This is a genomic window from Methanoregula sp. (assembly GCF_050010295.1).
In the GTDB taxonomy this organism is placed as follows: Archaea; Halobacteriota; Methanomicrobia; order Methanomicrobiales; family Methanospirillaceae; genus Methanoregula.
Genome location: NZ_JBEKLH010000006.1, coordinates 39,586 through 59,981, shown reverse-complemented (window position 1 = coordinate 59,981; position 20,396 = coordinate 39,586). Strand labels below are relative to the sequence as shown.

Annotated in this window: 19 protein-coding genes; 6 read left to right on the top strand and 13 right to left on the bottom strand. The window is 51.0% G+C overall.

Going from position 1 to position 20,396, the window contains the following annotated elements; translation table 11 throughout:
- Positions 1 to 117: 117 nt before the first annotated feature.
- The 6 genes from gyrA to cbiM form a co-directional block, all read right to left on the bottom strand.
- On the bottom strand, positions 118 to 2,616 hold the full coding sequence (gene gyrA, locus ABSB80_RS08825; protein WP_428370196.1) for a DNA gyrase subunit A: 2,499 nt from the start codon (positions 2,614 to 2,616) through the stop codon (positions 118 to 120).
- Entirely contained in the window at positions 2,606 to 4,690 is a 2,085-nt protein-coding gene (locus ABSB80_RS08820; RefSeq protein WP_428370194.1) for a DNA topoisomerase subunit B, read from the bottom strand. The genes gyrA and ABSB80_RS08820 overlap by 11 nt, the downstream gene beginning before the upstream one ends.
- 431 nt (positions 4,691 to 5,121) lie before the next feature.
- The gene (locus tag ABSB80_RS08815) at positions 5,122 to 5,430 is read right to left on the bottom strand and encodes a hypothetical protein (RefSeq protein ID WP_428370192.1); all 309 of its coding nucleotides are present in this window, start codon (positions 5,428 to 5,430) and stop codon (positions 5,122 to 5,124) included.
- Between the two features lie 54 nt (positions 5,431 to 5,484).
- Entirely contained in the window at positions 5,485 to 6,300 is an 816-nt protein-coding gene (gene cbiQ / locus ABSB80_RS08810) for a cobalt ECF transporter T component CbiQ (protein ID WP_428370190.1), read from the bottom strand.
- Positions 6,297 to 7,148, bottom strand: a complete 852-nt coding sequence (locus tag ABSB80_RS08805) for an ATP-binding cassette domain-containing protein (RefSeq protein ID WP_428370188.1) — start codon at positions 7,146 to 7,148, stop codon at positions 6,297 to 6,299. Before ABSB80_RS08805 ends, cbiQ begins: the two co-directional genes overlap by 4 nt.
- 38 nt (positions 7,149 to 7,186) lie before the next feature.
- Positions 7,187 to 8,188 (bottom strand): cobalt transporter CbiM, encoded by a 1,002-nt coding sequence (cbiM, locus tag ABSB80_RS08800; protein ID WP_428370186.1) that lies wholly within the window; start codon positions 8,186 to 8,188, stop codon positions 7,187 to 7,189.
- A gap of 431 nt (positions 8,189 to 8,619) precedes the next feature.
- Here cbiM and nikR point away from each other — a divergent pair, with 431 nt between their 5' ends.
- Both nikR and ABSB80_RS08790 read left to right on the top strand, forming a co-directional pair.
- Positions 8,620 to 9,042, top strand: coding sequence for a nickel-responsive transcriptional regulator NikR (gene nikR / locus ABSB80_RS08795; protein ID WP_428370184.1), 423 nt, complete (start codon positions 8,620 to 8,622; stop codon positions 9,040 to 9,042).
- 90 nt (positions 9,043 to 9,132) lie between these two features.
- Complete coding sequence (locus ABSB80_RS08790) at positions 9,133 to 9,942, top strand: TOBE domain-containing protein (protein ID WP_428370182.1); 810 nt, start codon at positions 9,133 to 9,135, stop codon at positions 9,940 to 9,942.
- 187 nt (positions 9,943 to 10,129) lie between these two features.
- Here ABSB80_RS08790 and ABSB80_RS08785 read toward each other — a convergent pair whose 3' ends face one another.
- Complete coding sequence (locus ABSB80_RS08785; protein ID WP_428370180.1) at positions 10,130 to 10,732, bottom strand: hypothetical protein; 603 nt, start codon at positions 10,730 to 10,732, stop codon at positions 10,130 to 10,132.
- Between the two features lie 110 nt (positions 10,733 to 10,842).
- Between ABSB80_RS08785 and ABSB80_RS08780 the strand changes: the two genes are divergently transcribed.
- Complete coding sequence (locus ABSB80_RS08780) at positions 10,843 to 12,282, top strand: MFS transporter (protein ID WP_428370178.1); 1,440 nt, start codon at positions 10,843 to 10,845, stop codon at positions 12,280 to 12,282.
- A 209-nt stretch (positions 12,283 to 12,491) separates the two neighbouring features.
- Here ABSB80_RS08780 and ABSB80_RS08775 read toward each other — a convergent pair whose 3' ends face one another.
- Together ABSB80_RS08775 and ABSB80_RS08770 are read right to left on the bottom strand one after the other, a co-directional pair.
- On the bottom strand, positions 12,492 to 13,337 hold the full coding sequence (locus tag ABSB80_RS08775; protein ID WP_428370176.1) for a hypothetical protein: 846 nt from the start codon (positions 13,335 to 13,337) through the stop codon (positions 12,492 to 12,494).
- Between the two features lie 362 nt (positions 13,338 to 13,699).
- On the bottom strand, positions 13,700 to 14,311 hold the full coding sequence (locus ABSB80_RS08770; protein WP_428370174.1) for a hypothetical protein: 612 nt from the start codon (positions 14,309 to 14,311) through the stop codon (positions 13,700 to 13,702).
- Between the two features lie 517 nt (positions 14,312 to 14,828).
- Here ABSB80_RS08770 and ABSB80_RS08765 point away from each other — a divergent pair.
- A complete protein-coding gene (locus ABSB80_RS08765) occupies positions 14,829 to 15,950 on the top strand; it encodes a GmrSD restriction endonuclease domain-containing protein (protein ID WP_428370172.1) in 1,122 nt (373 codons plus the stop codon).
- A gap of 20 nt (positions 15,951 to 15,970) precedes the next feature.
- A complete protein-coding gene (locus tag ABSB80_RS08760; RefSeq protein WP_428370170.1) occupies positions 15,971 to 16,621 on the top strand; it encodes an MAE_28990/MAE_18760 family HEPN-like nuclease in 651 nt (216 codons plus the stop codon).
- Between the two features lie 161 nt (positions 16,622 to 16,782).
- Here ABSB80_RS08760 and ABSB80_RS08755 read toward each other — a convergent pair whose 3' ends face one another.
- A complete protein-coding gene (locus ABSB80_RS08755; RefSeq protein ID WP_428370168.1) occupies positions 16,783 to 17,766 on the bottom strand; it encodes a DDE-type integrase/transposase/recombinase in 984 nt (327 codons plus the stop codon).
- 105 nt (positions 17,767 to 17,871) lie between these two features.
- On the opposite strand from ABSB80_RS08755, the gene ABSB80_RS08750 reads away from it, so the two are divergent.
- The gene (locus tag ABSB80_RS08750; protein WP_428370166.1) at positions 17,872 to 18,027 is read left to right on the top strand and encodes a DUF2080 family transposase-associated protein; all 156 of its coding nucleotides are present in this window, start codon (positions 17,872 to 17,874) and stop codon (positions 18,025 to 18,027) included.
- A 23-nt stretch (positions 18,028 to 18,050) separates the two neighbouring features.
- On the opposite strand, the gene ABSB80_RS08745 is transcribed toward ABSB80_RS08750, so the two are convergent.
- Genes ABSB80_RS08745 through ABSB80_RS08735 form a run of 3 tightly spaced genes read right to left on the bottom strand, consistent with a single transcriptional unit; the run spans position 18,051 to position 20,051 of the window.
- Positions 18,051 to 18,308 (bottom strand): hypothetical protein, encoded by a 258-nt coding sequence (locus tag ABSB80_RS08745; RefSeq protein WP_428370164.1) that lies wholly within the window; start codon positions 18,306 to 18,308, stop codon positions 18,051 to 18,053.
- Between the two features lie 41 nt (positions 18,309 to 18,349).
- Entirely contained in the window at positions 18,350 to 19,006 is a 657-nt protein-coding gene (locus ABSB80_RS08740; RefSeq protein WP_428370162.1) for a hypothetical protein, read from the bottom strand.
- A gap of 4 nt (positions 19,007 to 19,010) precedes the next feature.
- Positions 19,011 to 20,051: a hypothetical protein gene (locus tag ABSB80_RS08735; RefSeq protein ID WP_428370160.1), complete on the bottom strand. Its 1,041-nt coding sequence runs from the start codon at positions 20,049 to 20,051 to the stop codon at positions 19,011 to 19,013.
- Between the last annotated feature and the right edge of the window lie 345 nt (positions 20,052 to 20,396).

Here is a 20,396-nt window from a genome sequence, read left to right as displayed (position 1 = left end):
GTTCTTCGACATGAGAGAGGGGGTCACCCTCATTAGTCTGGAGATGATAACCACATCGCCTCCATTTATGAAAACAGTTCTGATGATTCAAAATCGAACGATAATCCCTAAAAAAAGTTATTCGGCAGGGTTCCCGCTCTCGGCAGGCCCCTCGCCGTTCCCCGGATCCACCGGTACGACAGCGATCCCGACGATCTTGTCATTCTCGTCAAGGCGCATGATCCTGACGCCTTTCGTGCCGCGTCCGATGATCCGGATCTCGCTGACCGGGGTCCGGATGACAACGCCCGACGCGGTCATGACAAAGATCTCGTCGGTCTCGGAGACGGCTCGCGACTCGATGACAACGGCATCGCGTTCGAGCACCATGGTGCGGACTCCCTGCGTAGCCCGGCCGTGGCCGCGGAAGTCGTCGAACTCGGTCCGCTTCCCGAAGCCGACATCGGAGATGGTGAGGAGGGTGTGGTCGTTATCAACGAGGGTGATCGCGCAGACCGTGTCCTCCTTGACCCGGAAGCGCATGCCGATGACTCCTGACGCGTTCCGTCCCACCACCCTGACGCTCTCTTCGTGGAAGCGGAGGCCGTACCCGAACCGGGTCGAGAGGACGACCTCTCTCGTGTTGTCGGTCGTGATGACGTCCACGAGCTGGTCGCCCTCCTTGAGCCGGATCGCGTTCGTGCCGGTCGACCGCGGGTTGGCGAACTCGTCCTGCGGCACCTTGATGACCTGCCCCTTCTTCGTGGCGAAGAGGAGATACCGGTCCTTTCGGAACTCGCGGATGGGAATGACGGTCGTGATCACCTCGTCCTTCAGGTTGAGGAGGTTGACGATCGGCTTGCCTTTTGCAACCCGGGAGCTCTCGGGGATCTGGTAGACCTTGAGCCAGTAGACCCGGCCGATGTTCGTGAAACAGAGGAGATAGTCCTTCATTTCCGCGGCAAAGACCGAGCTGACGACGTCGTCTTCCTTGGTCGTCATGCCCGTGATCCCGTGGCCGCCCCGGCGCTGTTTCCGGTAGGTGTCGAGATCCATCCGTTTGATGTAGTTGGTCTTCGTGATCGAGACCAGTACTGTCTTGTCCTCGATCAGGTCCTCGGTGGAGAGCTCGCTCGTATCGAGGGCGATCTGGGTCCGGCGCTTGTCGCCGAACTTTGCCGCGATCTCGCGGGTCTCGCGCCGGATCTCGTCCTTGATTTTCGCCTCGCTTGAGAGGATCGTCTTGAACCGGGTGATCTCCGCCTCAAGCCCTTTCTTCTCGTCCGTGATCTTCTGCTGTTCAAGGGCAGCGAGGCGGCGGAGCTGCATCTGGAGGATCGCATTGGCCTGCGGCTCGTCGAGCCCGAACTGCGCAATCAGAGCGCTCCGGGCATTGTCGACTGTGTCGGATCCCCGGATTGCCTTGATGATCTGGTCGATCTTCGCGAGCGCGATCAAGAGCCCATTGAGAATATGGACCTTCTCCTGCGCCTTCCTGAGGTCGAACTCGGACCTGAGCCGGATCACCTCGATCCGGTGATGGACGAAGTTCCCGAGGAGGCCGTGGAGGTTGAGGATCTTCGGCTGGCCGTCGACGATGGCGAGGTTGGATGCCCAGAAACTGGCTTCGAGTGCCGTGTTCTTGTAGAGGTTGTTCAGGATGACCGGTGACATCGTGCCCTTGCGGAGCTCGAAGACGACGCGTATGCCCTCCTTGTCAGACTCGTCGCGGATGTCCGTGATGCCGTCGAGCTTCTTGTCCTTGACCATCTCGGCAATGGTCGTGATCCACTGCGCCTTGTTCACCTGGTACGGGAGTTCGGTGACGATGATCCGGTCGCCCCGGTTCCCGCCCTCGGACTCTTCGATCTCCGCAACACCGCGGACGATCACGCGGCCCTGGCCGGTGGCATAGATATTCTTGACCCCCTCGACACCCATCAGAATGCCGCCGGTCGGGAAGTCCGGGCCGGGCATGATCCGGAGGAGGTCCTCGACCGCGATCTCCGGGTTGTCGAGATAGGCAGAGACTGCCGTGCAGACCTCCCGCAGGTTGTGCGGGGGCATCTTCGTTGCCATACCGACCGCGATACCGTCCGTCCCGTTGACGAGCAGGTTCGGTATCTTTGCCGGGAGGACGGTGGGTTCCTGGAGCGACTCGTCGTAGTTCGGGATGAACTTCACGGTCTCCTTGTCGAGGTCCTCGAGGAGCGCCTCGGCATAGGGAAAGAGCCTGACTTCGGTGTACCTGCTCGCTGCGGCAGCATCGCCGTCCACCGAACCGAAGTTCCCCTGCCCCTGCACGAGCATGTGGCGGTACGAGAAGGGCTGGGCCATCTTGACGATCGTATCGTAGATGGATGCGTCGCCGTGGGGGTGGTACTTACCCATCACGTCACCAACCACCCTCGCACTCTTCCTGGTGGGCTTGTCGCTCGTGTTACCCATGTCCCACATCGCGAAAAGAGACTTGCGGTGAACCGGCTTGAGGCCGTCGCGGACATCGGGGATCGCACGGCCGATGATGACCGACATCGCGTAGTTGATGTACGAGGTCTTCATCTCGTACTCGATGCTGACCGGCTCGACACGGTGAGTCTCAGGAGTGCCAGCCGGTGGATTCTTCTCAGATGTCAAGGTTGGTCACCTCCCTTGCATGGCGCCTGATAAAATCCTTGCGAGCCTCTACATCCTTGCCCATCAGGATCCTGAAGACCTCGTCGGCCTCATATGCATCCTCAATAGTCACCTGCTTGAAGACGCGGTATGCCGGGTCCATGGTCGTATCCCAGAGCTGCTGCGCGTTCATCTCACCAAGACCCTTGTAGCGCTGGATGGAGACGCCCTTCTCTCCCATGGCAGCGGAGACCTTCTGCATCTCATCCTCCCTGTACACGTACTTCTCCTCCTTACCCTTCGCGATCCGGAAAAGAGGCGGCTGGGCGATGTACACATATCCTTCCTCGACGAGTTTCTTCATGTACCGGTAGAAGAAGGTGAGGAGGAGCGTCCGGATATGGGCGCCGTCCACATCGGCATCGGTCATGATCACGATGTGGTGATAGCGGGCACGTTCGAGGTCGAACTTCTCGAGGATCCCGGTCCCGATGGCGGAGATGAGAGTCTGGATCTCGGCGTTCTTGAGGATCTGGTGCTCCCCTGCTTTTTCCACGTTGAGGATCTTCCCCCTGAGCGGCAGGATAGCCTGGAACTTCCGGTCCCGGCCCTGCTTGGCAGAACCGCCTGCAGAGTCCCCTTCCACGATATAGATCTCGGACTTGGCCGGGTCCCGCTCGGAGCAGTCGGCGAGTTTCCCGGGGAGGCCGGAACTCTCGAGCGAGCTCTTGCGCCGTGCGAGGTCCCGGGCATTCCGTGCTGCTTCGCGGGCTTTTGCTGCCGAGAGGGCCTTCTCGATGATGATCTTGAGCACGTTCGGGTTCTCATCGAAATACTCGCTGAGCGAAGCGTACACGAGCGAGTCGACAATGCCCTTGACGCTGCTGTTGCCGAGGCGCATCTTGGTCTGCCCGTCAAACTGGGGGTTAGCCATCTTGACGGACACAACGGAGGTGAGACCTTCCCGCACATCCTCTCCCCTGAGGGTGATCGTCGCATTCTCCTTGATGAGGCCGTTGCGTTTTGCGACCGTGTTGATCGTCCGGGTGATCGCACTCCGGAACCCTTCGAGATGCGTCCCTCCCTCCTTTGTATTGACCGAGTTGACGTACGAGTAGATCTTCTCGTCGTACGCGGTGGTGTATTGCATCGCCACTTCGAGCTCGAGCTTGTTCTCTGAATCCTTTTTGGAGATGTCAATCGGGAGCGGGTGGAGGCATTCCGCGCCCTCGTTGAGGTACCTGACGAACTCGGTGAGCCCCCCGGCATAGCAGTAGGTCGCCGTGTCGCCGGAGCGATCATCGGTGATGACGATCGTGAGGCCCGCGTTCAGAAATGCGAGTTCCCGGAGGCGGTGGGCGAGGATATCGTAGTCGAACGTTGTGGTCTCGAAGATGGTTGCGTCCGGGACGAAGTGGATCCGGGTACCGGTCATCTTCGGGCCGAACTGCGCGAGGAATGCCCGCCGGTTCTCCTGCTCCGAGGCGATGGGATCGATGGCCGGTGCGGCTGAAAGATCCTGCTGGCCGGGGGAGTGCGTGGTGACCGGTACTGCGGTGCGGGTGAAGGGTGCAGGTTCGCCGTACCACCGCTGGTACCGTGCCAGCAGTTCACTGAGGGTTTCTTCTCTCTGGGAGAGCGGGGATGTCATCTTTCCCTGCGAAAACCGCATCTCGTAGATATTGCCGTTCCGGTATACATGGGCGGAGAGCCAGTTGGAGAGGGCATTGACCACCGAGACACCGACCCCGTGGAGGCCCCCCGAGACCTGGTAGGTCTCCTTGTCGAATTTCCCGCCTGCGTGCAGCACCGTCAGGACGACCTCGAGGGCGCTCTTGCCGTTCTTCTCCATCCGGTCGACCGGGATGCCCCGCCCGTTGTCCTCGACCATGAGGGAGCCGTCCCGGTTGATGACCACGGAGATCCGGCTGCAGAAGCCGGCGAGCGCTTCGTCGATAGAATTGTCCACGACTTCGTAGACGAGGTGGTGCAGGCCGCGGGTGTCGGTGCTGCCGATATACATAGCCGGGCGCTCGCGGACCGGTGTGAGCCCTTCGAGTACGGTTATGTGCGATGCATCGTACGTTTCAGTCAAAGAAAACCTCCTTAAAAAAATGAATAAAATTGCGCAGGATTTCCACATAGAATATTGGTGCCCTGAGCATATAAGCGTGGTGCTCGATTTCAGGCGTAAAAACGATGAAATTTCCGGCCAGAAAAATAAGGGTGTTCCTGATGATAACCTGGAAAATATATTTTGTAATTTTTCACTCTGAAAATCCCTTTTAATGCTGATAACAGGTTGCTTTCTCAACAGGATTATTTTAGAATCTTCTTTTCTTTGGGAAAGCATGCAAGCAAGCCTGCGACCGGTATCCATGGTTGCGATGTTGGGGAGAGGGTAATACCGCACAATCGCAATGCGCCCCCGTCCCCCAACGGGGGACTGGTGGCGCAAGAGGGGGGCGGAATAAATTTTTTTTCATTTCTCTTTCAATTCGATCGAGGATCCGCATTCAGCCTGACCTACCTGAACTCCCCGAAACCCGCATCGCTGATGCCAAGCTCCTTGTCGATCGCAACGACGAGCCTCCCGAGGGTGAATCGCACTTCACGGGCATCTTCCTTATCCATCGTGCCCGGCTGGTGCCAGATCACTTTCTTGCGGAGCAGGGTCGTGAGCTCTTCCACTTCCGTACCCCGGAACTTCTCCGGCAGTACGAGCCCCTCGACATGGTCCCCTGCACCCGGCCAGGCCTGCTGGGGCGGGAGGGCAAAGTGCATCGCGATCAGCGTGATGCTGGTGACAAACCCGTGACCAAACTGGTTCTCCATGGGAAGATGATGGCAACGGGATCAAAAAAAGGTGCGGGTTCAGGTACTTTCTCGTTATTTCACCAGAACGGCCCAGAGGGGGACCGCGACGATCACGGCAAGACCGGCTGAGAGAAACGCCCACTCGCTCTTCAGGAGCGGTTTTTTCGAAACGAAGATATGGCTGTTCTTGCTGTACCCCCGGCAGAGCATGCTGGTGTACACACGTTCTCCCTGCTCGTACGAGCGGATGAAGATCGTGCCGATGGTGTACCCGACCTGCCGGAGGCGGTACGCGTAGGAGAGAGACGGGTTGAACGGGTCGAAACACCGGGTGGCCAGGGACTCGTTCACCTTCCGGTAGATATACCCGAAGACGAAAAGGTACCGGATCATCATGGCGAGGACCAGGGTGAACTCGGCCGGCAGTCCCATCCTGCCGGCACCTTCGAGGATGTCCTGGAGTTTCGTGCTGGAGGAGAGGAGGATGATCGCCGAGACACAGACCACGAACTTGACGAGGAGGATGATCGCGAATTCCACGGACTCCGCGTACACATGGATGTTGAACGGGAGAGTCGCGATGACGTGGAAGAGCGGGTAGTACCGGTTGGTAAAGAAGATCTGGAAGAAGATGATAGCGATGCCGAACGGCAGGACCATCGCAAGGCGTTTTACATAAGTGGCAATCGGGAGGCCCGAGAGACCCCAGAGGAAGGCAAAGCACGCAAAGAACACCCCCCCGACGGGGAAGATCAGCGGGGAGTAGGGGAGGGCGACCATGGCGAGGATGATCCCGAACGCGAGGATGATCTTCACGCGGGCGTCGAGTGCGTGGATGAAACTGGAGCGGTACGCGGACTTCTCGATGTAGAAGATCTCCTCGATCATGGCCTGCCTTCGTCTCCCGCGGCTCTTCGGTACGAATCCAGCAGCGCCCGTTCTGCGTCCCCGTAATTGTAGGCCATCGGTACCGGCACGCCGTGGTCCTTGAGCGAGCGGAGGAGCTTGGGCAGCACCGGCACGTCGAGCCTCACCGATTTCAGGAGTTCCTGCTGCAGGAAGATCTCCTCGACGCTTCCCTGCGCAACGAACCGTCCCCTGTTCATGACGTAGATGTAATCGGCGACCTCGCAGACGACCGAGACGTCGTGGGTGGAGAAGATGACCGTCATCCCGTACTGCCGCGAGAGGGAGTTGATGAAGCCGATGAGATCGTGGACTCCCTGCGGGTCGAGCCCCGCGGTCGGCTCGTCGAGCACGAGGACTTCCGGTTCCATGGCGATGATCCCGGCGATCGCGACCCGTTTCTTCTCGCCGCCGCTCAGGTGGTGGGGGACTCTTCCGGCGAGGTCCTCGATGCCGACGAGTTTCAGGGCCTCTTCGACCCGGTGGTGGATGGTCTCCTCGTCGAGACCGAGGTTCGTCGGCCCGAACGCGACGTCCTGCTCGACCGTGGGAGAGAAGATCTGGTCATCGGCGTTCTGGAAGACGATCCCGACGAATTTCCGGACCTCGCGGATATTCTCCTTGGTTATCGGCTCGCCGCGGATCAGCACCGAACCCGACGTGGGCCGGAAGATCCCGTTGAAGCACTTGAAGAGCGTGCTCTTCCCGGCGCCGTTCGAACCGATGACTGCGATGCGGGCATTGCGGGGAGCGACAAAATTGAGATCGTGGAGGGCGGTGACGTTTCCGGGGTAGGTGTACGTGAGATCGCGGGTTTCGATGAGGTGCATGGTTGGAATCTCTCTCCTGTTGGTGGTAAAAAAACTCGTTAATTTTTCCGGGCAAGGAACCGGCTCACGCCAAAGCCGGCGACGAAGAGCACGACGACCCCCGCGGCGATTACGATCACTTCCCCCGGTTTGTCAAACCCGGGGAGTGCATAGTTGGTGAACGGGGCGTTCCAGGTGAAGGTATTTCCGTTCTTCTCTACGAGCGAGGAATGGGCCGCGGCGGCTGCCGCTTCATTGACGAGCGGCGATGTGCCGTCCGTCGCCCCGGAGATCTTCAGGAACGTGCTGTCGAGCCCGTCGGGATACGCGGATGCGTAGAAGGGGGCAAGGATCGCGATGACAAGGGCAATGGCGATCCCGGCGATGATGACCGCATCGGTCCCCCTGCGTCTGACGAATGGAGCCCCAGGCGTGACAATATCCGGGCGGGCACGGGCGATGAGGACGAGGGCAAAAGCCGTGGCGCCGCCCTCGATGATACCGATCAGCGCATGGTAGAGCCCCATGGAGATGAGGCCGAAGGCGAGAGGGAACGTCCCGGCGACCGCGAGTTCCACTGCGCAGACGATGGCGGGGATGAAGAGCGAGATCCAGCCCGCGGCAAAGGCAGCCGCGAACCGGTTATGGAAGAGGCTGTCGAGCGAGCGGTAGGTGTAGAACCCGAAAAACCCCGCGAGCACTCCCATGTTGATGATGTTCGCACCCATGGACGTGATCCCGCCGTCCCCGAAGAAGATGCCCTGCAGGATCAGGACGAGGGTGAGGATGAATACCGCGGCAAACGGCGACCCCAGCACGATCGCCGCGAGCGCTGCCCCGACGACGTGTCCGCTCACCCCTCCCGGGATGACCGCGATCGGGAGCGCCATGTTCATCGTCTGGATGGCGAATATGCCGGCCGCGAGCACCGCGACGAGCGGCACCTTCTCCTCGCTCATCTCCCGCTTCGCCCAGCGGAGGGAGAGGGCGATGAAGACGAGCGCGATGATCCAGTAAAACAGTGCCTGGGGGAGGGGGAGGAAGCCGTCGGGTATGTGCATGGGGTCACCGGTAGTATTACGTTTGTTATGAATTGTATTACCGAGTAGTTAAATAATATTGTGTTTTGTTATTGAATTTGAAATTGATGAACAAAATGGTGAAAAAGATTGGGCGGTATCTCGCTCTTCCGCCCGTTGCGGATGCCGTGAGGAGCCGGATACCGGTCAGGAGCGGTAACCGTTCTTCCGGTAGAGTGCACGGGTATGCAGGATGCCGTTCCGTCCCGGGACGGATATCAGCAGACACGACCCGGTCCTGTCCACGATCAATCCCGCAGGAACCGTTACGTTTTTTCGTCTGCATCCGTGCGTCCCTCCGCGGGTCCCGAACCAGAAAATCCCCGGGATTCATACCAAGTATTACGTTTACGGAAAATTTTTCAAAACCTTAAAAAACTTTCAGTTCTGATACTCTCATCACAGGAACTGCCATGACCATGGACGATGACCTCTCCCGGATTGGAATCTCCCTCCCGAAACACCTGCTCGACCGCTTCGACGAAATCCTCAATTACCGGGGCTATTCGTCCCGCTCGGAAGGCATCCGCGACGCGATCCGCACGTACATAACGTATTACAAGTGGATGTCCGATGTCAAGGGGCTGCGGGAAGGGGTCATCACGATGGTCTACGACCACGAGCAGCGGGGGCTCCTCACCAATATCACCGACATCGAGCACGAGTTCCACGCAATTATCAAGGCGTCCCTCCACTCGCACGTGTCCCATGACAAATGCCTGGAAGTGATCCTTGTCCACGGCGATGGAAGCCAGCTCAAGGCCCTCGCGGAGCGCCTGATGTCCATGAAAGGGGTCGAGTCGGTGAAGCTCAACACGATCCAGATCGAGGAGTAAGGGATATCAGGAAATAATAACTGTTTTTTGTTATCGTAAGATTTATGCTGTTCTTGGCTATTTTATCTCTTGATCAGTATGCTGCTTCGCGTGCCATATATTTTCCCCGGGAAGGTGAAGCAGATCACCCCCAAGGGGGATTCGTCAGAAGTAATTCTGGCACTCGAGAACAGTACTCTCGAAATAACGGTTCTCGTCACGGCGAAAGCGATGGCGGCCCTGGCACTTAAGAACGGCGTTCCGGCATATGCAGCCATCCTGTGGCTGAAAGGGGCAACTCTTCCCGGCAAAAACATGGTGAACGTACAGGCAGCGAATAAGACCTGGGTAACCATCCCGTATGGTCCCGCGACGGAGGCTCAGATTACTGCAGCAAGAGCGAGAACAAAAACCGATCACGGCACCCCATCGGATTCGGAGGAAGAAGCATGGTCGTACGGGTATCTGGATTTCGAGGATCTCGATGAAAAGATCCAGGAAACAATGTTCAATTATAACGACTGTGCTCCCTGCAGTTCTGTATTCCAGATCGAGACCATCCGGTACCCGGACGGGACCTGGGTGACCATCCCGTACAGTACCGAATGCGCAGCAAAGATCCTGAACGCACAGGAGCGGTTCGAGAACAGTACTGAAAAACCGTCGCCGGCCCTGCTCGAAGCCTGGTCCCACGGGTATTCATCCCTGCAGGCATTCAGCGAAGCCCCGGGTTCCTTCAACGGGTTCCGCGTGGACGGCCCCACCCTTGCGGGATTCGTGTACACGGGACAGGACAGAGAACCGGACCTGTTCGTTTCAAAAGGGCTGTCAGCTGGTGCAAATACCTGCATAGTTCCAGTGAACCTCTACATCGGCCCCGGAAAGATCGGCCAGGCGCAGGTCACTGCCATTACTCCATAAACCAGGTACGAATCGGGATTATAATGAGAGGAAATCCGGTACAATCAATCCCGGCAATGCTGCTGAAATAAAAATGGGGGACAGGGAGTCGGGCCCCCTGTCCCGGGTCCCGGGCTGCGGCCCCCCCGGGTGCGGTGGAGAGTGCGCCTGTGGCAAGGATCGCGGGTGCCCCCGGCTGTGCAGGTTCTCACTCCACATCCACGAGATTGAATACGGTGGAATATTCGTACTGGAATACGAAATCCGAGGTCTCGTCAACACCCAGGATTCCGACGACCGTGCCGTTCGAATCCCTGATCGGGGCATACCCGGAGAGAAACGATCCCCACTTCGACGTATAGATGTCCGGGGAATTCTGCGGCCCGCCCAGCGCCGAGATGATCACCGCCTTGTCCTCCGTTACCGGGTAGCCGATCCGTGCGACCGACGGGTCAAGCCCGTGCGCGAGGTAAAAATCGTCGATGACATAGCTGATCGTCCCGTTGTCGACACGGAGGATATACGCGTTGGAGATATGCGGGTTGCCGCTCCGGGCCTGGTAGATCGTCCTCGCAAACGAGAGGTAGAGCGGCGTCCCCTCGTCGCCCGGTCGCAGGGTGAGGAGGCCGTCGCCATTCACCTGCCCCGCAATCTGGCTCGCGGTGATCTTCAGTTCCTCCTGGAGGAGCTCCTTCCTGACCTGCACCTGCCCGAAGAAGCCGGCAGCGAGGATGACTGCCCCGACCGCGAGCAGCAGGCAGCTCACGACGATCAGCACCCTCCCCCGCCCGGTGAACCGTTCCAGTACCATCCAATCCGTACCTTTCGTCTCCCCGCACAAATGCGTTTTGTTCTCTGCAGGTCGGCTCCGCAGCGGATCCATTGAAACAATCATATATCCTGCGCAGCAACGTTCTGCTCATGGATACACGGACCGGAGCAGTCGCCCCGGAACGGCGCTGGAGGCTCAGCCTCGCCCTCTACTGTCTCGGCACCCTCATAGGGGCCTTTGCGGCCAGCTGCCTCACGGTCCCGCTCCCCCTGGTCGCAGGCGATCTCCACACGAGCACCGGGCTTGCCTCCGCCTCGGTCATCGTGTACCTCCTTGTCATCTCGGGGCTCTTCCTCTTCTTCGGAAAACTGGGCGATGTCTGGGGGTATCGCAGGGTCTTCCTTGCAGGCACCGCTGCCTTTACCCTGGGCTCGTTCCTCTGCGGTATCCCGGAGACCGTGGACCAGCTTATCCTCTTCCGCATCGTCCAGGCAGTGGGTGCCACGATGGTCGCGGCTGTTGGCATCCCGTTCGTCTCCCGCCATGTCCCGGATGCCTGGCACGGGCGGGGGTTCGCGTACCTCTCCGGGGCGGCGATGCTCGGTGTGATCCTGGGGCCGACGCTCGGGGTGGCAATTGCCGATATCCTCACCTGGCACTGGATCTTCTTTGCCAGCGGGATCGTGGGGATAGCAATCATTGCTACCGGTTATATCACCCTGCCGTCCGGCGAAGAGACCTCCCGGGGAAGGCGGTTCGATCTTACCGGGGCATGCCTCTTCTCCTGTGCCACCCTCTCGCTGGTCCTTGCGATCAGTTCGGTGCATGCCTTCGGGATCGCGAGTCTCGTCACGGCAGGCCTTGTCCTCTTCACAATCGCCTTCTGGACGCTGGCGATCGTGTACGAGAGCGCGACCGAAGATCCAGCCTTCGAGATCACCCTCTTCAGGAACCGGGACTTCACCCATGCGAATATCTCGTTCGTCCTTGTGAAGATGGCCATCAACGGACCCGTATTTCTCTTCCCGTTCTACCTGCACCTCGTCCTGGGCTACTCCTATGAACTGACCGGCTTTCTGGTCATCGTGCCCGGTGCCGTGATGCTCCTCGCCACTCCGGGGGTGGGCCTGCTGACCGACCGGTTCCGTGCGAGGACGCTCTGCATCGCCGGTTCATCGGCAATAGCCGCGGTGTACCTCCTATTTGCCGGTTTCACGCCGGGCATCACCCTCATCACCGCCCTCCTCGCCCTCATCTTCCTTGGTGTTGTCCGTGGAATATTCCTCGTGCCCAATACGAAACTGATCATGGACCAGAGCCCCGCGGATATGAAAGGAGCCGCATCCGGCGTCATGAAAGCGCTCGGGAATACCGGCATCATCCTCGGGATCGTGATCTTCCAGATCGCATTCTCCGAGACCCTGCTTGCCGGGCAGGCCATTGCGCAGCACACCGATCCGTTCACGATCCCGATGCCGGCGATTGCTGCCGGGTTCCAGGCGGCCTTTGTCCTTGCGGGAGCACTCAGCCTCGCGGCAGCGTTCTTCGCGTGGTATGCACGGGACGTACTACCGGCAGATGCCTCTTGAGGAAAGCTCCTGAGGTGAGGCATGCGGGCGTCCGGAAGCCCTCCCCCCACCCCTCCGGGCCTGGGAGGGGGTACCCCCCATTCTGCTGAGGTGTGGTGTTAAATGACATCGTGTCCCTTTTTGGGGCATGATGTGATACAGCATCCTATTAGAACTGATCGCCAAGGGATTTTTGTCAGAGGATCTTACCGGTGCTGTCCAGTTTCAGATCAAAAACACCAGCACGAGGGCAGACAAAGATTGCTTGGAGGCGGAAAACAATTTGCGGAGCAACCACAACTAAAATGTATTGGTACTATGGTAAATTGTGGCTGAAATACCCAAACACCTATGATGTCACCAGCCTTACTAGACTGTCCGGGCTTCGATTTAGTAGTCTCGCTGACATAGTAATTAGTACCCTTATTGAGCGTTTTATCGAAAATAGTCATACCAATCTTATCGTTCACTTCGGCATCGGTGTGATAATTAGAAAGTCCATTAATATTAAGATTTGATTTCGTACCATCTCCAGCAATGGCAATCACAACGACTAAGCTATTATCATTGCTTACCCAAAACGGGACAATGACAGAACCAGATGTACCGGGGTTTGGATTTGTGCCATAAAATTTGTCGATCGAGTTAAAGCCGGAGACTTCTGCTCCTCCGATAACATTATTTTGATTATTTGTTGTAAACGAGTTGCTATTGGTAGTGCTATATGCCAAGGCAGCAACGGTTTGCCCCCCGTTAAAAGTATTAGTTACTGTTGCGTATGGTCCGTTTGCAAACCCGCTGGAAGAATAGCTACCTCCGGTACCGTACCCGTAAAGATAATACGAACCAACTGCCGCCGGCATGGTAATAGTATTAACACCGTTACTACAGGTATTAATGGAAGAAGATGTAACCTGTGGAATAGCTTCAGCTGAGAAGATCAGTGAACTAATTAATACAGCGAATATTATCAGTAGAGGTATTTTTTTACTTCTGGAATTGAACATTTGAGAATATGAAACTTTGACACAGTGAAGTGTTCTTTCCTTAAATTCCGAACAATTCATTTTCCACATATAAATTCCCTGGGTTCTTGGTTTATCTCAACAAGTATCCCAAAGCGGGATTGTATTATTTATGAATATATACGCTTTACGAAACTACTCCGAGTTTTATTATATCAGGTTTATTGAACATTATTCTGTAAGCTAATTATCCTCGTTTCATCACTCTCGTTAAATGAATACAATCATGATCGTATCTATTCCATTCGGGACATTTTTCTTTGGCATATAAATAAAATAATTGCTCTGTCAGTTCTGTTGCGTTCGCAGTTGATCAACCGCAGATGCAACAGAACTCCCTCGTGGTGGTGCCACCCAGTGGCACCAAACCAAAAAAATCCCATGACGCAACAGAACCTTAAACAATAATGTTTTCACTCTGGTTTCTCTAATAAAACCAGTTTTGCATCATTTTTTCGATTATAATAATAAGGGAATGCCTCTTTAGATAATTTTTCAAAATAGGGGGTATAATTTTCTCGTTTTGATCTTTTTAAATAAATATACGGTGCTAATCTATTCCACGAATCAACGATTGTAGAGCACCACCATTCTAGATAAGCCTCTTTTATTGTTTTTGAAAGTTTTATGTTGAATAGAATAAATCCAACTCGATCAATTCTTACCGCAACATCAGTTATTTTTTTCCAATCATCACCAGTAGGTATGACAAAATTATGCGTGTATTCTTTTATTTTTCCCTCCCGGTCTTGGATATATACTTCAACAGTTTCATCACTTGATATAGATGAAGTTTGATTCGTTAAATCGGGAAATTTAAAAATGTAATCCCTGGCTTCTCTTGCCTCATTTGTTCCCGTATGTTCTAACGATCTAAGAAACATTTCTAGTGAGAGTGTTTCGCTCTCAACGTCGTACTGCCCTTTTTGAATTTGAGATTGGTAGAATAAAATAATTATAGTTGCAACTGAGATAATGAGGGCCACTAAAGAAAGAGCCAGCGAAATGTAATTAATATCTACCATAAAAGTCAGTTGGAAAATTTATCTTTTATGTATTAAGTTTTATCCTAGATCTTTTTGGACACTATACCACTTTCACCCCATCCGCTCTACAACTCTATCAAAGATACTTCCATATTCAACTATCATGGAAAAGTTATGGTGTAATATCAATAATTCAACAACAGAGGAGATAGAAGGAAGGGTGATGTATATACCTCGTGCCGGGCCGTTAGTTCCTTGCAAGAAAGAAAAATGTCCCGAATGGAATAGATATGATCACGATTGTATTCATTTGACGAGAGTGAGGAAAAATGGCCATAAATAATCTTTTGAAATTTTCTATATGAAAAAAAGAGAATTTCTTTGTCATCCTTTCATTTTGAAAGGATGGGCGGTTCTGTTGCGGTGTCGGGACTTTAGGGTACGGTGTTGCATCGCGGGACTTGAAAAGATAACAAAAATTTTGGTGTATTATTTTCACCAGATTAATATAGAAACATTTTTTGTATCAAGTATTGATGATCTCTTGTGATCGTTAGTGACCCTCCAAGAGGAAATTGATAAAGAATCTAAAGCTATTCAAACAGATAGTTATCCGATTTCGATTGGGGAATTGATTAGTATGTATAATGAGGGGGAGCTCTACATCCATCCCGAATTTCAGAGATTTGTTAGATGGGAGATTCCTCAGAAGTCAAAATTTATTGAATCAATTCTTCTAGGTATTCCAATACCCCCTATTTTCGTCTCACAAGGAGCTAACGGTGTTTGGGATGTTATAGATGGGTTACAACGATTAGCTACCATTTTTGGTTTTGTTGGATGTTTAAAAGATACAAATAAGAAGAAAATTCCTGCATTAGAGCTCACAGAGACCGAATATTTGCCAGCATTAAAAGGAAAATTCTGGATGGGAACGACCGAGGCAAATTCTTTTACTGACGCTCAGCGGCTATACATAAAACGGGCAAAGATCAATGTCCAAATTGTTAAAAAAGAAAGTGATCCAAACATAAAATTTGAATTGTTTCAGAGGATAAACACACTGGGATCTAAACTATCAGATCAGGAATTGAGAAACTGCATTTTTATTATGAAAGATAAAGAGCTATATGATTGGCTTACCAAACTAGCAAAATATCCATCATTTAGAAACTGCATAGATCTGGGAGAGAAAGATAAAGAGATAAAATATGATGAAGAGATTGCCGTAAGATTCTTTGTTATCAAGAATGCCAATTTGAATGACATCAAAAAAGCGGGTAATTTTTCTGAGTTTATAAACAATTTTATTCTAAAGAAATGGTGGAAAAATCCAGCGTTCCCTCTAGAAGAAGAAGAGCGTATATTTAAGAAAACGTTTGATTTGCTAAACGAGACGCTGAAAGAAAACTCATTTAAAAAATACAACCTTTCAAAAGGAAGATTCGAAGGTAGATTTTTGGTATCATCTTATGAAGGGATTTCTGCCGGATTAGCTAAAAATATTGATCTTTGGAATATAACTGATTCAAACAAAGAGAATGTTAAACTAAAACTCAAAAGTCGGGTGGCAGAAATGTGGCAAAGTCCCGTTTTTAAATCTAAAACGGGTGTAGGCAAAAAATTCAACGAACGAATACCCGCGGTAGTGCAATTAGGCGCTGACCTATTCCGTTGAAAATGAAAATACGAACCATAGTGGATCTTCAAGATTCGCTCGATCAGGATTTGGCGTGGAGACGAAAAGAATTAATCGAAATAAAATTCTTGATCGATAACTCGGTCGGTTCGACTTTACAAATTAATCTAAGAATGGGCGTTGCTTTGTTGTATGCCCACTGGGAAGGATATATTAAAAATTCTGCCGTTAATTACTTAATTTATTTATCAAATTTTAATTTTAAGTATAATGAATTGACCGAAAATTTTGTAGCCCTTTCATTGAGAGGAAACATTAAAACCTGTGCTAACACCGATAAGGTCAGTCTACATTATTCAGTTGTTAATACATTAATTAATGAATTAAATTCTGAAACAAAAATACCACATACCGACGTGATACCAAAAGTTGGGATGTTGAAATATGACTTGCTTGCAGAGATTTTATTCACACTAGGTTTAGAGAAAACGGATTTTGAATTAAAACAAAATCTAATCGATAAAGATCTAATAGAGAGAAGAAATTATGTGGTACATGGATTGAATACTTCTGTAAGAAAGGATGCAATAAAAAAAGACGATTTCAATCAATTATATTGTGAAGTTGTCCCAATGCTCGAAAAATTTCAAGACTTGATTTATAAGGCGGCTCAAAATCGAACATACAAGAAAATTTTAAACGTGTCTTAATTTTCACCGCGGTGTACTCTCACTTTTACCGCGGGTTGATTGATGGTATTTCACCGCGGTGTACTCTCACTTTTACCGCGGGTTGATTGATGGTATTTCACCGCGGTGTACTCTCACTTTTACCGCGGGTTGATTATGGGGTTTGAAATAAAATAAAAAAATTAAGAAGAGGTTGTTTTTTCTTTCATTATCTGCATCGGTGTCTTGTATCCGAGCTTCTGGATCTCCCGCTCGTTGTTGAACCAGTTCCTGAATTCTTCCAGTGATTCCTTAAGGGACTTCTCAGTGTTGTACCGGCGGTAGTTGATCCACTCATCGAACAGGGTCTTGAACAGCCTCTCGATCTTCCCGTTCTGCCATGGGCAACCCTTGTCTACCTTGTGGTGGAAGATGAGCTGAGCCTTTAAGCAATCCTCAAAGATTCGTGAAACAAACTGCCCGCCGTTATCGGTGTAGAGCATACGGGGTTTCTTGCCGCCGTTGTTGATGATTGCGACATACAGGCAGTCGATTACCTCAGCGGAGGTGCAGCCATCGTAATTCCTGACGGCCATTACTCTGCGCGTGCACGCATCAATTACACCGAAGATGTACTGAATTTTGCCCTTTGCGATCCTCTTAGGGGTCATATCCATGTGCCAGATCGCGTCCGGCTCGGCAATCTCAATCCTCTCAGCAATGACCGACTCTTTCTTCGGAGCGATGTCCTTCATTATCTGAACGACAGTCCCGTAAGAAATTGTCTCACCGATCTCTTTCTCAATCGTGTGAGCGATCCGGCGCGAGCCGTAGAACGGGAATTCCTTAAGGATTTCCCTGACCATATATTGGTTAAATTGAGTGTTCTTTACCTCACGGTGAAGAGGAGCGCGGGACTTGTCGCCTATTACATCTCCCTGACGGTAGCGGCGTAACCATTTCTTGACGACAGAAACAGAACAGTTGAGCCTGCCGGCAATTTCTCCCAACTTGAAGCCCTGGTTCCTGAGCTCAATCATCTGCTTTCGGAACTCGACTGCAAAGCCGTTGTTGGTGTTCTGATAGATCTTGTTGTAGCTGAAGAGGTGATCAAGTGGGTTCTGTGATCCGATAAATTCAGCTCCGACGCGGGGCATTACAAAGGGTTGTGCTGTTGTTGTAACCATGTATATACATTGTTCTAACAAGTATTTAATTGTTATTGTTTTGTTGTAACAATGCACTAACAATGTTACATAGTTTTAAATACAAAGTTGAACAATCTATCTTTCATGACTGGACAAATGGAAGTTCACACCTCAGCGTATCAAGTACTGGATAAAACCGTGAAATCTATCGGGAACTCCGGTGGGGTTCTCGTCCCAAAGAAATGGGTTGGGAAAAAAGTGAAGATCCTGTTATTGGAAGAAGTTGGGGAAGAAGAATAAAAGGCATTCGTCCTTATCCAGACTTATTTTTTCTCTCGTTTTTGTTTTCTTGTTTCTTGGAATGGCCATCTCTCAAAAATTCGTGCGTATACAACTATAACCGAAAGAATGAAGAATAATTCAAAAGAGAGCCCCTCTAAAATTTGTCTTGGTGTGGGTAGAGCAACAATTTGAATTCCAATTGAGGCCACTCCGGCCACAGTAACAACCCACGTTAGGAATATCATTGTTTTTTCTGTATATGTTTCCTTTCTCTCTTCGGCTTCAACATCTTGTTTCAAAAGATCACCCCTTTGGGTCGTTCCTATTACATTGACTGTCTTTATCGAAGGTTTCCCAACCAGATTATGTCTGATAACGATGTTTTCTCTAAAATGATTGGTTTATTCGAATAAATATCGGTAAAGTCACCAGTAACGAAAAAAACTTCTTGAATCTGTGTTGCTAAATGGTGTCCATCTATAACGATTTCAACATCTGATTCATTAGAGATGTATTTTTTTAGATGGTCGTAAATATCGTTGTAGCCTTTCCTTCTAACATGTCGTTTAATTTTTATTTCGTCATTCAATTCGCAATATCTCTTAAAACATAATGCCTCAAATCTGATAAGTGCCTCTTTTAGATTTTGAACGAAAGTGGGTGAAGAACCGTATCTACTGAATAATTTTTCAAAAAGTCCTGTAGTCTTATAATCATCCCCTTTCATCTGAGAGATAATATCTGGAAGTTGGATATTTTGTTCTATTTTTAAAATAACTCGTCTTCCCTCACCTGCTATTTTAGATCTTATCCACCCACATTTACCCCGATAAAAATTTCCCTCGTTGTATTGACCCCCAAAACATTCTTCCCAAACATATTTGCTCGAATGATTGGGGACGGGATCTTCAATTCTTTGATATGCTTGTTGCCCCCACGTATCGGCACCACGAAAAATATATCCTAGTATAACCGATGAATCGTGAAAATAATTCATAATATCATTGGGATCGTTTCGGAACACTCATTTCATAAGCGCAATCCATCATCTCATTCACTATATTGTCCACATCAGAATTTGATTGGGAATTATCTAGGTGGATTAATAATAGTTCGTTTCGATTTGCACTCAGCTCTTTTTCAAACTTAATCAAATCCACTTTTTTAAATCGGTCGCGCCACTGATCAATTACATATTGTGGGATATTTTCGTTTTTTCTGATTCTCAATGATCTTGCAAACATATCCCAGAAATTATCCAATAATTCCAACGACATTGTATGATTATAGTTCAAGGCCAGTTCCATTGTGTCTTCCCATTCTAAGAAAAGGTCAAATAATTCGGTGAAATCATTTGGAAATTCATTAAGCAATTTTGATAAATATTGCCTTATTTGTAGAACATTGGCGGAATCAAGTTTTAATTTTGAGGGAATTTTTTTTCTTTTTAATGTCTTAAATTGTTCTACATACTTGTATAATCCTCTATTAAATGTTCTTTGAAATTCGTACGGGGCTGTTGCATAAACGTCGTTTAAAATAAGTTGAAGATAATCGTGAACAAAATACCCACGATCATCTTGATATTTTCTTATTAAAAATCCAATTTCTTCATCAATAATAGATTTTTTAAAATCTTCGATATTTGCATGGGGTACTATATGCATTGCCCGAGTTGATCCGTCATTGGTAAAATATCTAGAGAAAGGCAATCCTACAAGTTCTGAATATACAAAATCGTCAGTTAAAGTTCCCCATTTAAACCAGAAAAACGGTAGTTCTATATTAAGTCCGCGTTCATTTAATCGAAGATATAATAAATAAAGCATCTTATTTAAAGTGGTTTTCTTAAAGAAGTACAACCCATCTGGATTGGCAGCATTGAGTAATTTCTCAGTACTATACTTTAAAAGTGGATTCCTTACCAAAGGAAGACGCCTCTTAAACGCGTTAATAGTGTAACACTTTACCAAATGATAAATATTTTTATATTTATTTTTTATATTCGCAAAATAATTTTCAAAAAACGGACACGATGTCATTTAACACCACACTGAGGGAGGGGTAGCCCCCCCTCCTACTTTACAGCCGCCACACCTGCCCTTCCCATGGAACCCCCGACGGTGAAGATAATTTTTGCCGGCCCGGACGAAAGGGGGGAGGGGGGATACCCACCCCACCCTGCCTGAGAGGGGTACCCCCTGTCATGTGCCGGGAGGAGTACCCCTTCCCCGGCTCCTCTTTGCTCAGACCACCCCCCTCCCCCCTACCCGTCCCTGAGTTGGAGGGGTGGGTACCCCTCCCAGGTTGCAAACACAAAAGCCCGGGTTCGCGTGGAGCCTCCGTCGGAGAACCCGAGTTTCCGGACGGTCAGAATCAAGGGGGGT

What these genes read in the sequence shown, in the direction of transcription:
- ABSB80_RS08815 (WP_428370192.1), bottom strand. Translation starts at nt 5,430, where the DNA reads ATGGAGAACCAGTTTGGTCACGGGTTTGTCACCAGCATCACGCTGATC.
- cbiQ (WP_428370190.1), bottom strand. Translation starts at nt 6,300, where the DNA reads ATGATCGAGGAGATCTTCTACATCGAGAAGTCCGCGTACCGCTCCAGT.
- ABSB80_RS08805 (WP_428370188.1), bottom strand. Translation starts at nt 7,148, where the DNA reads ATGCACCTCATCGAAACCCGCGATCTCACGTACACCTACCCCGGAAAC.
- cbiM (WP_428370186.1), bottom strand. Translation starts at nt 8,188, where the DNA reads ATGCACATACCCGACGGCTTCCTCCCCCTCCCCCAGGCACTGTTTTAC.
- nikR (WP_428370184.1), top strand. Translation starts at nt 8,620, where the DNA reads ATGACCATGGACGATGACCTCTCCCGGATTGGAATCTCCCTCCCGAAA.
- ABSB80_RS08785 (WP_428370180.1), bottom strand. Translation starts at nt 10,732, where the DNA reads ATGGTACTGGAACGGTTCACCGGGCGGGGGAGGGTGCTGATCGTCGTG.
- ABSB80_RS08780 (WP_428370178.1), top strand. Translation starts at nt 10,843, where the DNA reads ATGGATACACGGACCGGAGCAGTCGCCCCGGAACGGCGCTGGAGGCTC.
- ABSB80_RS08775 (WP_428370176.1), bottom strand. Translation starts at nt 13,337, where the DNA reads ATGTGGAAAATGAATTGTTCGGAATTTAAGGAAAGAACACTTCACTGT.
- ABSB80_RS08770 (WP_428370174.1), bottom strand. Translation starts at nt 14,311, where the DNA reads ATGGTAGATATTAATTACATTTCGCTGGCTCTTTCTTTAGTGGCCCTC.
- ABSB80_RS08755 (WP_428370168.1), bottom strand. Translation starts at nt 17,766, where the DNA reads ATGGTTACAACAACAGCACAACCCTTTGTAATGCCCCGCGTCGGAGCT.
- ABSB80_RS08750 (WP_428370166.1), top strand. Translation starts at nt 17,872, where the DNA reads ATGACTGGACAAATGGAAGTTCACACCTCAGCGTATCAAGTACTGGAT.
- ABSB80_RS08740 (WP_428370162.1), bottom strand. Translation starts at nt 19,006, where the DNA reads ATGAATTATTTTCACGATTCATCGGTTATACTAGGATATATTTTTCGT.
- ABSB80_RS08735 (WP_428370160.1), bottom strand. Translation starts at nt 20,051, where the DNA reads ATGACATCGTGTCCGTTTTTTGAAAATTATTTTGCGAATATAAAAAAT.